Source organism: Psychrobacter sp. NZS113 (assembly GCF_015864825.1).
In the GTDB taxonomy this organism is placed as follows: domain Bacteria; phylum Pseudomonadota; class Gammaproteobacteria; order Pseudomonadales; family Moraxellaceae; genus Psychrobacter.
In genome coordinates this window covers 55,689-69,487 of sequence record NZ_JADYWL010000003.1, presented here as the reverse complement: position 1 = coordinate 69,487, position 13,799 = coordinate 55,689, and the positions used below count along the sequence as shown (strand labels likewise).

General features: G+C 40.2%; 10 protein-coding genes. 6 read left to right on the top strand and 4 right to left on the bottom strand.

Annotation, left to right across the window (positions count from 1 at the left end; all coding sequences use genetic code 11):
• Positions 1–174: 174 nt before the first annotated feature.
• The 4 genes from I6E61_RS05285 to I6E61_RS05270 form a co-directional block, all read right to left on the bottom strand.
• Positions 175–1,374, bottom strand: coding sequence for a sugar transporter (locus I6E61_RS05285; RefSeq protein WP_227685693.1), 1,200 nt, complete (start codon positions 1,372–1,374; stop codon positions 175–177).
• A 221-nt stretch (positions 1,375–1,595) separates the two neighbouring features.
• On the bottom strand, positions 1,596–4,262 hold the full coding sequence (locus I6E61_RS05280; RefSeq protein ID WP_197130987.1) for a DUF2357 domain-containing protein: 2,667 nt from the start codon (positions 4,260–4,262) through the stop codon (positions 1,596–1,598).
• Positions 4,263–4,293: 31 nt separating this feature from the next.
• The gene (locus tag I6E61_RS05275; protein WP_197130984.1) at positions 4,294–6,123 is read right to left on the bottom strand and encodes an McrB family protein; all 1,830 of its coding nucleotides are present in this window, start codon (positions 6,121–6,123) and stop codon (positions 4,294–4,296) included.
• A gap of 306 nt (positions 6,124–6,429) precedes the next feature.
• Positions 6,430–7,500: a DNA cytosine methyltransferase gene (locus tag I6E61_RS05270; RefSeq protein ID WP_320158573.1), complete on the bottom strand. Its 1,071-nt coding sequence runs from the start codon at positions 7,498–7,500 to the stop codon at positions 6,430–6,432.
• A 552-nt stretch (positions 7,501–8,052) separates the two neighbouring features.
• Between I6E61_RS05270 and I6E61_RS05265 the strand changes: the two genes are divergently transcribed.
• The 6 genes from I6E61_RS05265 (at position 8,053) to I6E61_RS05240 (ending at position 13,600) form a co-directional block, all read left to right on the top strand.
• Entirely contained in the window at positions 8,053–8,655 is a 603-nt protein-coding gene (locus I6E61_RS05265) for a hypothetical protein (protein ID WP_197130978.1), read from the top strand.
• A 549-nt stretch (positions 8,656–9,204) separates the two neighbouring features.
• Positions 9,205–10,119, top strand: a complete 915-nt coding sequence (locus tag I6E61_RS05260; protein WP_197130976.1) for a hypothetical protein — start codon at positions 9,205–9,207, stop codon at positions 10,117–10,119.
• Between the two features lie 55 nt (positions 10,120–10,174).
• Positions 10,175–10,759 (top strand): alpha/beta hydrolase, encoded by a 585-nt coding sequence (locus I6E61_RS05255; protein ID WP_197130973.1) that lies wholly within the window; start codon positions 10,175–10,177, stop codon positions 10,757–10,759.
• A 109-nt stretch (positions 10,760–10,868) separates the two neighbouring features.
• Complete coding sequence (locus I6E61_RS05250) at positions 10,869–11,495, top strand: TetR/AcrR family transcriptional regulator (RefSeq protein WP_265091283.1); 627 nt, start codon at positions 10,869–10,871, stop codon at positions 11,493–11,495.
• 81 nt (positions 11,496–11,576) lie between these two features.
• Positions 11,577–12,560 (top strand): MDR family oxidoreductase, encoded by a 984-nt coding sequence (locus tag I6E61_RS05245; protein WP_197130967.1) that lies wholly within the window; start codon positions 11,577–11,579, stop codon positions 12,558–12,560.
• Positions 12,561–12,967: 407 nt separating this feature from the next.
• Entirely contained in the window at positions 12,968–13,600 is a 633-nt protein-coding gene (locus tag I6E61_RS05240; RefSeq protein ID WP_197130964.1) for a hypothetical protein, read from the top strand.
• Positions 13,601–13,799 lie beyond the last annotated feature (199 nt).

Below are 13,799 nucleotides of genomic sequence, written 5' to 3'. Positions count from 1 at the left end.
TTGATAGTCTAAGCATACTTATGTCCAATAAAAATCAGTATAGCCTCACCTGAACGTTCGTTCAATGGATGTTTAAGTAAATAGCTAAAATGATTCTGTAGTTAACATTAAAGAAAATGCCAGCTCACTTACGTGGCTGGCATTTTGACTACTATTTTTAACATCGTCTTTTAGTTAGCCGAGTCTTCTGCTCAATTCAGGAAAGCGCTTAATCATAAATAACATCAGTAGCAGTGCTACAACGGCAATAGCTGCACCGACGTATCCAACACTTGATAGTGAAATATGGGTTACGGCATAACCACCGAATAGCGCACCAGTGCCAATACCCAAATTGATAATGCCGGAAAACATCGACATCAGCATGTCTTGCGCATTGACATCGACCATAATGACTTTGGCTTGCATTGAGATAATGAGCAGCATAAGTGCCGCGCCCCAAAGTAAAGCAATAAAGCTGAGCGCCCATACGGATGTCACTGCTAGCAATAGCGTAAGCATAGACACGAGCATCAGTATCGTCGATATCAGCATCAGTCTGGTATTGAACCTATTGCCCCAACGACTAAATATCACGCTGCCTATAATCCCCGCTATACCAAATAGCAGTAATACAAGCGTTGCGGAGTTTTCACTGATTGAGCCAACGTGGCGCATGAAAGGTTCGATATAAGAGTAAGCTGTATAGTGTGCGGTAAAAACAAGCAGAATAAGCAAGTATAAGCAGACCAATAATGGGTTTTTGAGCAGCTCTGGAATCTTTCTAAAAGACCCTTCAAACATGCTAGGTAGTGTTGGTAATAGTCTCGCTTGTAGTACAAATACGATAAAAGCAACCACGCCAATACCGCCAAACGTCGCACGCCAACCAAACCATTGACCAATTAATCGCCCTAAAGGCACACCTAGTACCATCGCCAATGAGGTGCCCGTCGCAAGCACGCTAAGTGCCAGAGCTTTCCTACCTTCAGGCGCGACACGTATAGCGATCGCTGCCGTGATTGACCAAAATATCGCATGGGATAAAGCAATCCCGACTCGGCTGATGAGCAGTACATCAAAACTCCATGCAAACACGGATAGCACGTGACTGGCAATGAACACCGCAAAAAGCCCCAAGAGCAAACGTTTACGCTCAAAACGACTGGTCAGCAGCATCAGTGGCAATGACATGGCCGCGACAATCCAAGCATAGAGTGTCAGCATCCAGCCAGTCTCTGCTGTAGTGATAGAGAAGTCTTGGGCAATGTCGCTCAATAGGGCGACGGGGACGAATTCTGTGGTATTCATAATAAAGGCACTGACGCCCATCAAAAATACTTGGAAATACTGAGTCCGGCGAGCATCAGAGCTCGCCTCAATGTTGTGTTTCATAAGATCCAATACAAAGAAGGTGCTAATGCAAAATGATTAGCCAATAGTAGAGTAAAAATTCTGGTAACAGAAGAATAGCGAGGCAAGATACCAAGTCAAAAGCATTAGTTAAAGGGCTTTTTTGATAAGGATTGTTAATTAGCTGTTCATTCGAAGGGTTTGAAGCACATGATATGAATCTTTATATTCCGTCTGTAAGTAAGACTTGAGTCTATGGCTGGTTAGATTAACGCTTGCTGATAGACGGTCTGAAGCTCACTAAAATTGGCTGCTTGTTGTAAGTGCTCTAGAGTGGTGAGCTTCATTGAGTTTTTGAAATCACGCAAGGGTACATTATCAATCTTATCTCTTATGGTTAGAGGCTTGCCTAGCTTAAATAAGTAGTATAATTTCGTATCATTAGCGCTGCTCTTACCAGCTTGTTCAGCAGTTATCACCCTTCTAGGGACAAGAGTAACATTCGCAATTGGCCATAATTTGCTTATTTGTTTACTCGTTGGCTGAGCATCATTGGTCGTAGCAATGGCTAAATAGCGTATTTCATTGACGATATGTTGTTTGTATTTATCTAAAAATGTAGTTTGAGGTAAGTGATACCACTGAGCGGTACTGTGTTCAAAACCATCAATATACTCTTTATGACGTCCTGCTTTTGGCGCTAGCGCAATGGTCAAGGTCAAATCTGGATAGAGTATTTGCTCCATACCTGAATATGGTATACGTGCGGCTTCTTGCAAATACAAACGTTCTTCGAGCTGATGATTATGCTTAGTAACTTTATCAACCTGATAGTTATTAGCTTGATAAGCGACAGCCTTGCTGTTCACCTCGTTCTTTCTTAACTTATTATTTATCAACTCGATAGTGGTTGATTGGGTATTATTAGATTGAGTGCTGATGCCTGTACCAATCTGTTGGCGAAGAAAATCTAATAGCCAATAATGTCCATTGCTGATTTTTGAGTCCAGCTGTAGGGGGCTTGGTAATAGAGCAAATGCACCGATACTGACTTCGTCAATGGAGTTTAGATAAGGGTTATTGGTATTTACTTGATCAAAATAACCTGGGTATAGCGCAAATGCACCAAATATTGGACGGCTTTTTTGAGTTCTAGCTGTTTCTTTATTGGTGACTTCTTCATTAAGAGCATTTTTATCTCGTTCAATACGAATCAGCGCATCACGATAACGGTGCATTTGATTAATAGCATCATCCGGCACAAAATCCATAGTATCAATATTTTGTTCAAGGTCATCATAGCGACTTTTAAGTGTCTTAATACGGTATTTGGCATCGAATAACCAAATAAAGCGTTTGTTGTTTGGCAGAATAACTTCTAAGACAATATCAGGCTTTTGGCTAACCGAGTAAGTCCGAATGTCTTTGGTGGTTTTATTAAATGGTGGTTCGTGTGCTAGCCTTGCTGTAATACCATCATTACGCTCAAACTCAAATGCACCAGCGAAGCCATCTTGGAGCTGATATTCAAAAAAGTCTTTAAGCTTTAACGCTTGCTTACTGGTAGCTACTTCTTTAAAGCCCAACTCATCTATCAAGATATTTCTGAGGGTTAAAAAGCACCAGACTTCATAGATTTCTGCGACAGACTTCATAGAGATGCTAGATTGGTTGTCAAAGACATCTAGGTAAAGCTTTAAATCTTGCCAAATGCGATATACAGAGCTGTAGCCGACTTTTTGCTGCAATACCAATGATTCACGGTTGCGACCATTATAATCACCCACATCAGTCATAAAGCTTTGTTTCAACGTTTTTTGTAGCGGTTGTTGCCATTGATGCAGCTCATCTAAGAATGTATCAGATAGCCGTTGCTTATCTGGCACTGCATTGCTTTGCCTAAGTTTATATTCAAAGTCAGCCAGTCGTTTCTTAGCGGTAGAGACCACCATTTTAATAAAGCGGTTCTCTGGCGTATCGACACTTAGCTGCTTTTTGGTGACCTGATAACGCTGCTTATGAAGACCATTCGCAAAGTCTTCTTTTATTTTTGCTCCCAGTCGTGCAGGTAGTTTGCCTTTTAGCCGTGCTGCTTTGTTATAAGAAGTATGAGATTGCAAGCGGCTATGCGGTGTTTGACTAATGACTTTTAGTGCATGGGTCAGTTGGTTACGTAAATGACTAAAATTAGCGAGCCAAAGTAGGGGGAACTGATGGCGTTGTTTGGTTTGTGCGCTATCTTGTTCAGTTTTTTCGACCAGACTAAAGCGCCATAGCGGAAATACGGTATCAATCGCTTGATACATCGCTGGCAAGTCATCGTGTAGACTCATCTTAGTGGGCAAAACTTCAAAGGCGATGTTGCTTTTATAGGTTTGGTTTGATTTGTCGTAATTGAGGGGCAGGCGCAACCAACCGACATTATTTGCGGTATTGATAGTGCCTGTCAGATGCGCAGGCATTCGAGAGCGAGACTGACTAAATCGAAAGCTCTCATTAATTAAATGGCTACGATGGGTTAGATAAGCTTGCTCAACGTCACTAATATTATTGTTACTGTCCGTAGCTTGGCTTCCAATTGCTTGATTAGACTCATCTACGCCAGTTTCATCAAGGCGCTTATTATTCAAAAAAATCCATTCAAAGTGGTATTGGATATTTTCAAAGAAAATAAAATCACCCAACTCAAGCGCTTCTACCAATCCAGAATGAGTGAAGATACCTTTTATTTCTATGGGCTGATCCATAAAGGTAGCTTCAGTAATGGCTAAGGGCGGAGAGAAACGTATGATAGGTTGCCCAGCACTATGATTGCTGATAGCTCGGCGTTTAGCCAAAGTCGCCTCATAAGTCGCTTGGCGTTTGCTGACATCGTTACACCAAATCGACAGCTCAAAATCAGCGGTTTGTATCCTTAATAGATCTGGCATTACCACTCCATTCGTTCAGCTATGTCTATTTTTAAGGCCAAAAACTGGTGAAACCTGAACGCTCTAGGCGCTGCTGCATCCAAGCCAATTTAGCCTTGCTACGACAATTGATAGACAAAATGCTACCATCTGCATTTTTGCGATATAAGTCAGGACGCTGTTTATTCGTATCATTCGTGGTAGACCAAATATCAGATAGCGCTTGCTGTAAGATAACAGCTAATTCTGTGAGTAATGATTCCTCATTGCTAACAGTGGCTTCATTTATAAGCGCTAACTTGTCGTAATCGCCTTCAATACGAGGCAATACCTTACACATCATAAAGTCATCCCAAACCGCTTGTAGCTGCAGCTCATCCGTAGGTCGGGCGCTAATAACAGCTAGTAGTAGCTCGTTGAGCGCTCTAAAAGCCAGTTTAAATGGGGTATTGTCCAATACTTTATTGATTGATTTTAGAAAATTAACGCTCTTACTGCCATTACTATCTATATCTATTGCTGATAAGTTCTCGATAGTGGCTTGAGAGTCAATAGGGTAGCTCAAGGCGTTATGAGTGACTTTCGGTTCAAAGAAGTCATCAAATTCATTGGGGAAAAAATCTCCAAAGTCAAAACTCAAAGCACGGTCAATGACCTTACGTGAGAATCCATGGGTGGTTTCATCCATATTAACCGTACCTGCAACGATTAAGTTAAACGGCAGACTTAAACCATGCTTACAGAATAACTCCCACTCTCTGTCGTATTTACCATCTTCAAAACCTAATGCATTACGCAACTCGTTTTTATTTTTGTCTTTTAGCTGGTCAATAGTCGCTGACTTCAAAAGAGGGTCGCAGCGATAATCAAAACTGTCATTATCATGCCATTGCCACTCACGAGTTTCTAAAATGGATAGATAATCAGCAAAGTACTGCTCGACAGGGGCTAAGTTCATTTCATCCAAACATAGCCAGTAAGGTCGCACTTTATTAAGCTCGTCTTTGTTGCCAGTTACGGTGAGTCGACAGTCATCATTAACTGTTAGCTTAAGATCTGCATCGATAATTGCTCGCCATGCTTTGGCAATGAATTGCAGCACATCAGTGGTGATGTATTCGGCGTTACCATCTCTACCTAAGCGTGATATATAACCAAGTATGTCACTAGGTTCATGCCAGTCAGGACGTACGGAAGTGAGGCAGTAAGTATCATTAAGGCTACCTGTGGCTTTGGCTTGCTCACGGACAAAACGAGTTTTACCAGTACCGGAGATACCAGCTAATAGTAGGAAAGGTTTGGATAGGGGTGTCACATCGTTAGGAAGAGATTTTTGCTCTTCTTGTGATACTTGGATTAGTACATAACATTCGTTCTCTTTAAGGATTTTATAATCATCATATAGCTCATTAAATATGGTAACTAATGTCTGTATATCTAATCGAGAGTCAGTGCCATCTGTCCACTGATTAGATAGATAGTATAAATCTGTTCCTACTTTGATAGGTTCGGCAAAGAAACGTAATTTATCTCCTCGCTTTAGCTCGTTTTCAGGGATAGGTTCATCTGATCTTTTAAAAATGGATGTTAGTCGCTGACCATTGAGCTCAATATTATAGCTTCTTGAGTTTGGGTTTTTTTCTATTAAGTATTGGAAGAGAGATGATTCAAGTTGATTGTTAGTCAAAAATACTAGTAGTTCAAAGACAAATTTTCCGATTGTTTTTTCCGAGAAAACTGATGTAGTATTATTAGCTGAGATCAATGAGTGAGCATACGTTTCATCACTTACATCAATTAGCTCACCTAGTGGATGAATTTCACCATCCATCCACTGTAATACTTTATTTCTAGAATTATTCCGACCTTGATTAGGCTTCATATATCCTACATGAGGCAGGCTTGCTATTACTGTCTCAATGATGGTTCTATCATTACCACTAGATCGTAATACAGTATCTACATGAATAGGATTCCCATCTTTTAATCTGTTTATTACAGACTCAATGCGGTCCCACTTTATTGTGATCCTACCTTCATCTCTTGCTACATTAATTCTACCGCCATCAGCCCAGTCAATACTTTCAATAATGACAGTTTTAGATCTAGAGATATAATTAAGCTCTTTACCTATTAAATTATCTAACCATTGCTTTATTTGGCCTTTTTCTATTTCTGACAGCATGATTTATTCATCCAAATAATCTTTTATAGTTGAGGCGATACCATATGAAAATAAGAAGGGTACACCATTACCTATAGTCTTAAACATAGCGCTAAGAGTCATAGTTTGGGGTAGTTCAAACTCTTTGGGTAAAGATTGAATTGATAAAGCTTCTGCTGCTGATAGCCTTCTTGCTTTAAAAGGATGTAAATGAACTTCGTTATTTCCGTACGCTGCTGTTGGTGAGTATCTGAATCTGTGCAAGCGTTTGTAAGATTTTTTTGAAGTATCACCTTCGTCTATAACTAAGAATTTAGCTAGGCCAGCTCTAGGAGTAAAATGTGCTTCTGCATTTGGATGATTTGGTACATCATTCTTATCAAACCAATGTTGTACTGTTAGTTCTTTTGGAACTCCTGCCGGTATAGTAGGTTGGTTTTCGAATGGATTTCTATCAGGCCAATCGTAACTTGATATATCTTCTTTAGAATATTTCATATGGCTTTCCCATGGAAAAGCGCTTTTGTTTTTAACAAGATCAGCCTTACAGCCAAAAAGGATTATTCGATCTCTATCTTGTGCTACGCCGTACTCTAGAGAGTTAATGAGCCTATCTTGTAAGACATAACCTTCAGCTAAGAGTTCTGTTTTTAAGCCGTCATAAAACTCTCTATGTTTTTTAGTACGCCATAAGCCTTTTACGTTTTCAAAAACGAACCAATCCGGTTGGAATTTTTTTATACAATCTATATACGATTTTGATAGTTTACCGTTTTCACCGTCTTTTCCTTTATTTTTACCGCCTACTGAAAAATCAGGGCATGGAGGCCCGCCAATAAAGCCAACTAGCTTGCCTGTCTTTTTCTCTTTATTCACACTTTCTTTCAGTAAATGCTCACCATTATCATGTAAGAACTCATCAATAGACTCTACATGATAGCCGTATCTGGGCTGTGGAATTTCCATAATATTACGGCTATGCTTATAAGCAGATATGAAAGACTTGTCGATTTCGTTAACAAAAACAACTTCAAAACCAGCCTTTTCAAAACCCAAATCTAAAAACCCAGCACCGGAAAAAAACGAAAACACCACACTATTCAAGATAACCACCTACAATTATTAGTATTGAAAATTAAGTAAAATATAAAAACAAACTGTGGGGATCCATTGATATTACTAGACTTCTCATATTATTTGCTAATTGCCTAGCATTGGATAACCGTCTGATAATTTCTTGAGACTAAGACCCCATTTCTGAGCGATATTATATAGTATCTAAACGCTTAACTATGAGCTATCTAGTCACATTATTTTTTTAGCTAATCACTGTGATTTTTTACGGTTTGTGCTGGGCTAAAGCATCAGTTTAAGGACTAACCGCTTATGGCATAGACTTCTGCTAAAGTAGAGAAAATAGCTATAAGCGACATCAGCTGTCGTATTATATCAACATCCATCTATACAGACAGTATCACCCTTGCTACTATATAAGCACATCGTGGGTTTAACGCTACTTCCAGCACGATGAAAAACAACCACTGGTAAAACGCACAACACCTTATTACTCTGCAACTTTCAGCAAAGTAACTGCGCTTTTACCTTTATAAGTACAGTTAAATTAGCCAGAGTATAAGGACACCTCTCATGACTCATTCTAGTCAATATACAAACACATTGCAGGCTTTAATCCTACAGCGCATTGAGCAAAAAAACTTATCATACGCTCAAATTTTCCAGTCTATGAGCTATCAGAAGATGGTTAAAACCCAAACTAAAGCTATAAAGCGTCTAGAGCATGTCTTATTGTCGACAGAATTAGGCCTGACCAAAACCAGTTATGATTTTAAATACTCATCTGCTGAGTTTATTCATGCTTTGTGCGAAGTGTTGGATATTGATAAAAGTGAGTATTTGGCACACGTACAACAATTGGAGCGATACGCTCACAAGGTGCTCAGTGTTACTATGCCAATCGTCTATGCGGATGTAATTTTTAGTGATGATTTCTACCCTTCATTTATGAGTATGATGGCGGTTTCTAAGTTTACGAGAATAGGATTGGACGATAAGGTGCGCCTACTGGATAGATGCCAACAGCGACAAGTGATTGACCAGTTGATTAGAGCGCATTATACGACTATGACAGGGAATATCCCATTTGATGGGATTATCAATGGCTATCGAGTGTCGTTTAACAATGATGATGGTCAGCAGGAGTACCTTTATATTCTCGCTGATTTTGCTTAGCGGCTCTCACGGTAGACACGCATAAGCTCGGAGCATGGTGAGTAACTATTAAGCGAAGCCAGGCGATATCAGTTGTCGCAAACGATAGCAAAACCCTTTATTTTTAGATAGGTTTATACTATAGTTATTGAGTCAGGCAAAAATAACAGGGCAAACAGTTAATCCTCGGGGCGCAACGCTTCACTTCTTAACTGAGTTGTCTTTAACACAATATTTTAGTTATGTTATTTTCGTTAAATTCTATGCTTCTTCGCCTGCACAAACCCAAAAACCATATTTATTAATAAACAAAAAACCTAGCAGAAAAAAGCTCGTTGGCGTTGCAAAAAAATTGGCAATGCGACAATGAAAAGCTGTGACTAAAAAATATAAATACATAAAAATTGCTACTTTACCAAGCCTATTCACTCTCTTAACTTTGTAGGTAATGACGTCATTTAAACAAAATGGCGAACAAACTCGGCTGGCTTAAAATTGGTATTCAGAATGTAGTAAACAAGAAAAATAATGCGACAAGCAAACCAAAATTAAAACAATAAGGAGATGACAATGACCAAGTTAACGTATCAATTTGAGCAAAAACGTATGGATGATTTTCAATGGTCAAGTGGCTCAAAACTTTCTGGGACAACGGCGCTAGCGAGTGATGAGAAAGATCGAGTGCGAAAAATGCCATTGTTTTATCTCGAAACGGTTGCTATAGACAGTTATGAAGATGATGTTTACTTCGTTAATAATACCGAGGAGACGCTTAGATGGGTAGCGCCATTCAAACCGTATCGAAGCATAGAGGAAGCAAAGGCCACGTTGGGCGATGGCAGTGATGAAAATTTGAATAATGTGAAGCTTTATAGTGGTGACATCGATAGTTTATACACGGACATACTTCCCAAGCAGGGCGTGCGTATTGGCAGTGTTGATATTATGTATGACAGTGATGCGCTAATGCAGTGGTTCATGCATGTGCCTTATAAGGGGCCAAATACTCAGTATGCGATTTGGCGTTTTAATGTGGTAGAGAAGGGTGGTATTAAGGGATCCTATCCATTGTTGTGGGAGGATTTTAGCAAGCCCTCACACATGGTTAGTGCTGATTGTTTATTTGAGCGAGCTGATATGCCAATTGAGGCCAGTGTATATAAAGAACGCTGTGAGCTGTTAGAGAGCTTTATTGGTTCATTTGGTGTCTCAAATGCCATATTCGTATTGGCCATTAATGATGTGCTCTATCGTTATGCTGTGGGTTGGAGTGCGCCCTATAGCGAGTCGGATATACAGGCACAAGACATTGCGATGAAACTAAAAGAACAGGTGCCAAAAGATGCAGAAGCGGTGAGAACCATCGTTCAATCGGTTTATGATTTTTGGTTTGGTAAAGGTTTTGCGAAAAATATCTCAGTGCAAGCTTGTGGGGAGATTTTAAGCTTGTACCAAGCGCAGGTTGCCAATCAAAGCACACTCTAAATCACAAATAAGCCAGTAGAGTAAAACTAAACAATAATTAAAAAAGGAGAACCTTATGATGTTTCCTATCGAAAATAACGACACATTTTTACTATTTTTTCACGGCCTTGATTCAAGCAATGAGACCTGTAAATATACCTGTATCATGCGTGAGCCAAAATGCTGTCAAACGGTAAATTATCGAGAGAATTTTGCAGAAATATTTGAGATTTATGATGTATTGATTCGCGAGAAAATGAAACATTATCCACGAGTGGTATTGGCAGGGCATTCGCTTGGCGGCTGGTTTGCCAATCATTTTGCTCATAAATATAACTTGCGGGTATTATTGATTGCGCCCTGTATCTATCCTATTGAGGTCTTAGCCGATCGTATTCCAGTAGTGGCTGATATGAAGCTGTCGTTCCCCACATCTAACACTGAGATGGTGCGGGTTATGGTAGAAGTAGATGATGAAAGTCTTGATGTGGCAGTCGCTAGACGAACCTTAGTGAATCTACCTGACAGCTGGGAAGTCGATTATTTCGAAGGAGGCCATCATTGTATCGCCCGTAGCAGTGATATCTGGTATCACTTAACTCATTTGTGCGAAGATCCCATCGTTTGGATGGATGAGCCAACATATCATGGTGAGGACTGATCTGACAGCAAGGACAGTCAAAAAAATTAGAGCGGCTAATGGACAAATAAACCGCTAAAAATAATTTATTGACATTAAAGACGATCGGTCATAATATCTATGCATGACAATGATTAAGCCAAAAGCCCGTCGAGGGCGTCCACCTAATATTGAACGAGAGTTTACGGATACCCGTGAAGCTCTTTTGAGATCTGGGATGGAAATGCTAACAGAGCAAGGTTTTGCGACTACTGGTATCGATGCCATACTCAAACGTATCAATGTACCTAAAGGTTCCTTCTACAATTATTTCAAAAACAAAGAAGCATTTGGACAGGAAGTGTTGCAGCAATATGCATTATATTTTGCTCGCAAGCTAGATTATTGTCTTTTGAATGATCAAGTATCTCCTATGAGGCGCATCAGTGACTTCGTTGAGGATGCTAAATCGGGAATGATCAAGCACGAATTTCGACGTGGCTGCTTGGTAGGTAACTTAGGCCAAGAGATTGTCGTGTTGCCTGAGAGTTTTCGTTGTGAGTTAGACAACATATTGCTTGATTGGCAGGAGCGTTTAGCGGTTTGCTTGCGTCTTGCGGTACAACAAGGACAAATACCTTCTAATAGTGATTGTGATGAGCTTGCTGCTTTCTTTTGGATTGGTTGGGAAGGTGCGGTTTTGCGTGCCAAGTTGGTACAAGACGTCAGTCCATTAGATACCTTTTTCCGAGGATTTGCAGCAGGGATACAGAAGTAATTTTTTTATCTATATTTTTAGACGACCGGTCTAAATTATTTTTTACTCATTTATAGACGATTGGTCTAAATAGGAGCTACTATGTTTAAAGCAATATTAATTGAAAAAAATGATGATGTTTATCAGTCTAGTCTGACTGAGATACAGGACACGCAGTTGCCTGAGGGTGATGTCACGGTTCGTGTGGCATTTAGCACGCTCAATTACAAGGACGGACTAGCCATCACTGGTCGTAGTCCTGTGGTACGTCAATTTCCAATGGTTCCAGGTATAGATTTAGCGGGTACCGTCGAAGTGAGCAACCATCCTCGCTATACAGCTGGTGACAAAGTATTGTTGAATGGTTGGAGTGTGGGTGAGAAGTATTGGGGCGGTCTGTCACAGAAAGCCAGATTGAATGGTGACTGGCTTATCCCGCTCCCTGAATCGATGACTGAACGTCAGGCGATGGCAATTGGCACAGCAGGATACACAGCGATGCTTTGTCTAATCGCATTGGAGCGTCATGGACTGACACCAGAGCGTGGTGAAGTGTTGGTGACTGGTGCTAATGGCGGCGTGGGTAGCTTTGCCATCGCACTTTTGGCAAACCAAGGTTACTCTGTCACAGCCTCTACGGGACGTCTAGAGGAGTCGGAGTACTTAAAAAGCCTTGGTGCAACGACTATCATTGATCGTGCCGAACTGAGTAGTCCGGGCCGCGCACTTGGTAAAGAGAGATGGGCCGCTGCAATTGATTCTGTTGGCAGTCATACGCTTGCCAATGTTTGTGCCAGTATATGTGAAGATGGTTTAGTCGCTACTTGTGGATTGGCTCAAGGCATGGATTTCCCTGCTACTGTTGCGCCATTTATTTTGCGCGGTGTGAGTTTGCTTGGTATCAATAGCGTGACGCGACCTTATGATGAGCGTATAGAGGCATGGAAACGCTTGAGTACGAGTCTGGATATGACACAGTTGGATGCTATCACAAGAGAGATTGGTCTAAGCGAAGTCATTCCGACAGCAAGTGAGTTGTTGGATGGCAAAATTCGTGGTCGCATAGTCGTTGATGTAAATCGTTAAGACATAGGTGATATGCTTAATGCTTTAACACTAGCGTTTCCATACTAATACTTAGCTTCGTACTAGCATATAAACAGGCGACTTATAGAAATACCGAAAGCTGAGTGTTTAAAGTGAAAAACAATTATTCACAAACAGGCACACACATCGGTATTTATTTTTTATCATTTAATATGCTATCATTATTGCGTTGTCTATCGTGGGTTTAACAGTTTTGTCATCACCGACTATTTTTGTAATAGCAGTGGTGCGCAAACCTTGCAACTTCCAGCACGATATAAAAGAACTCTGGTAAAGCGCATGAGCCTGTACTCCGACATCCTCATTTGTGCCTGATTTTATTTGCCCATATTGGCTTATATCATACTTTTTTGTCGGAGTTACAGGAGTCTAAGGTGTTTAATCTCATGAGCCACGTTGCTAACCAATCTAAATATATTCGTCGTTATCATCCACATCATCTTTTAGCGCAATACGTGATCAATCAAATAGACACGCTTGAGCTGCGTTCGCAAGCTATTATCAAAAAGATGGGTTATCCGCAAAAGCATACCATTCCTGCGTGTGAGCGCCTGCGTCATGTATTGTCGAGCAAGTTCCTTGGGCTTGATGGCAGCTATATTGATAAATATTTCACCGCTGATGAATTTTTAGCGACGCTATTTTCAGTGCTCGATATACCTTATGAACCCTTTGCAGATGATATTGCTCAAATCAAACACGACTTAGTCAATCCTCCAAAGTCTCTATGGAAATATAGTTTACGAGCAGAGATAGATTTTGAGTTTGTGAATGCCAATTGGATGGTTCGTTGCGGAGTATCACGTTTGGCTCATATACGTCTACCCAATGATTTTGCTGAAATGAATAAAGTAAAACGCACCTCGATCGTAAAAGACGCTATCTATGATCATTATCAGCAGTATGTGAGTGGTTTGCCTTATGATGGTGTGATAAAAGGCTACCGATTGATTGCTGAGCAGAATAATGAGGTAATTGAGAACATAGCGTATGGATTGCCAAAATCTAGCAATGTTTGAATATAAAGACTTCTATAGTATTAGTGATTCAACGATTAGAAAGTATTAGGTGTTGTAAAACAAAAAAGTCCCTATTCAAATGAATAGGGACTTTTTTGGGTCTATATTTTAAATCTATAACCAGTGCAAAGAAAATTATATATAGTCAAAGAAATCTAAAGCTATTGAAAATAGTCTCAGACACACAAAGAAAAACCGT

Bases quoted from the DNA above. Each gene is read 5' to 3' on its own strand.
- I6E61_RS05285 (WP_227685693.1), bottom strand. From the start codon at position 1,374: ATGAAACACAACATTGAGGCGAGCTCTGATGCTCGCCGGACTCAGTAT.
- I6E61_RS05280 (WP_197130987.1), bottom strand. From the start codon at position 4,262: ATGCCAGATCTATTAAGGATACAAACCGCTGATTTTGAGCTGTCGATT.
- I6E61_RS05275 (WP_197130984.1), bottom strand. From the start codon at position 6,123: ATGAAGCCTAATCAAGGTCGGAATAATTCTAGAAATAAAGTATTACAG.
- I6E61_RS05265 (WP_197130978.1), top strand. From the start codon at position 8,053: ATGACTCATTCTAGTCAATATACAAACACATTGCAGGCTTTAATCCTA.
- I6E61_RS05260 (WP_197130976.1), top strand. From the start codon at position 9,205: ATGACCAAGTTAACGTATCAATTTGAGCAAAAACGTATGGATGATTTT.
- I6E61_RS05255 (WP_197130973.1), top strand. From the start codon at position 10,175: ATGATGTTTCCTATCGAAAATAACGACACATTTTTACTATTTTTTCAC.
- I6E61_RS05250 (WP_265091283.1), top strand. From the start codon at position 10,869: ATGATTAAGCCAAAAGCCCGTCGAGGGCGTCCACCTAATATTGAACGA.
- I6E61_RS05245 (WP_197130967.1), top strand. From the start codon at position 11,577: ATGTTTAAAGCAATATTAATTGAAAAAAATGATGATGTTTATCAGTCT.
- I6E61_RS05240 (WP_197130964.1), top strand. From the start codon at position 12,968: ATGAGCCACGTTGCTAACCAATCTAAATATATTCGTCGTTATCATCCA.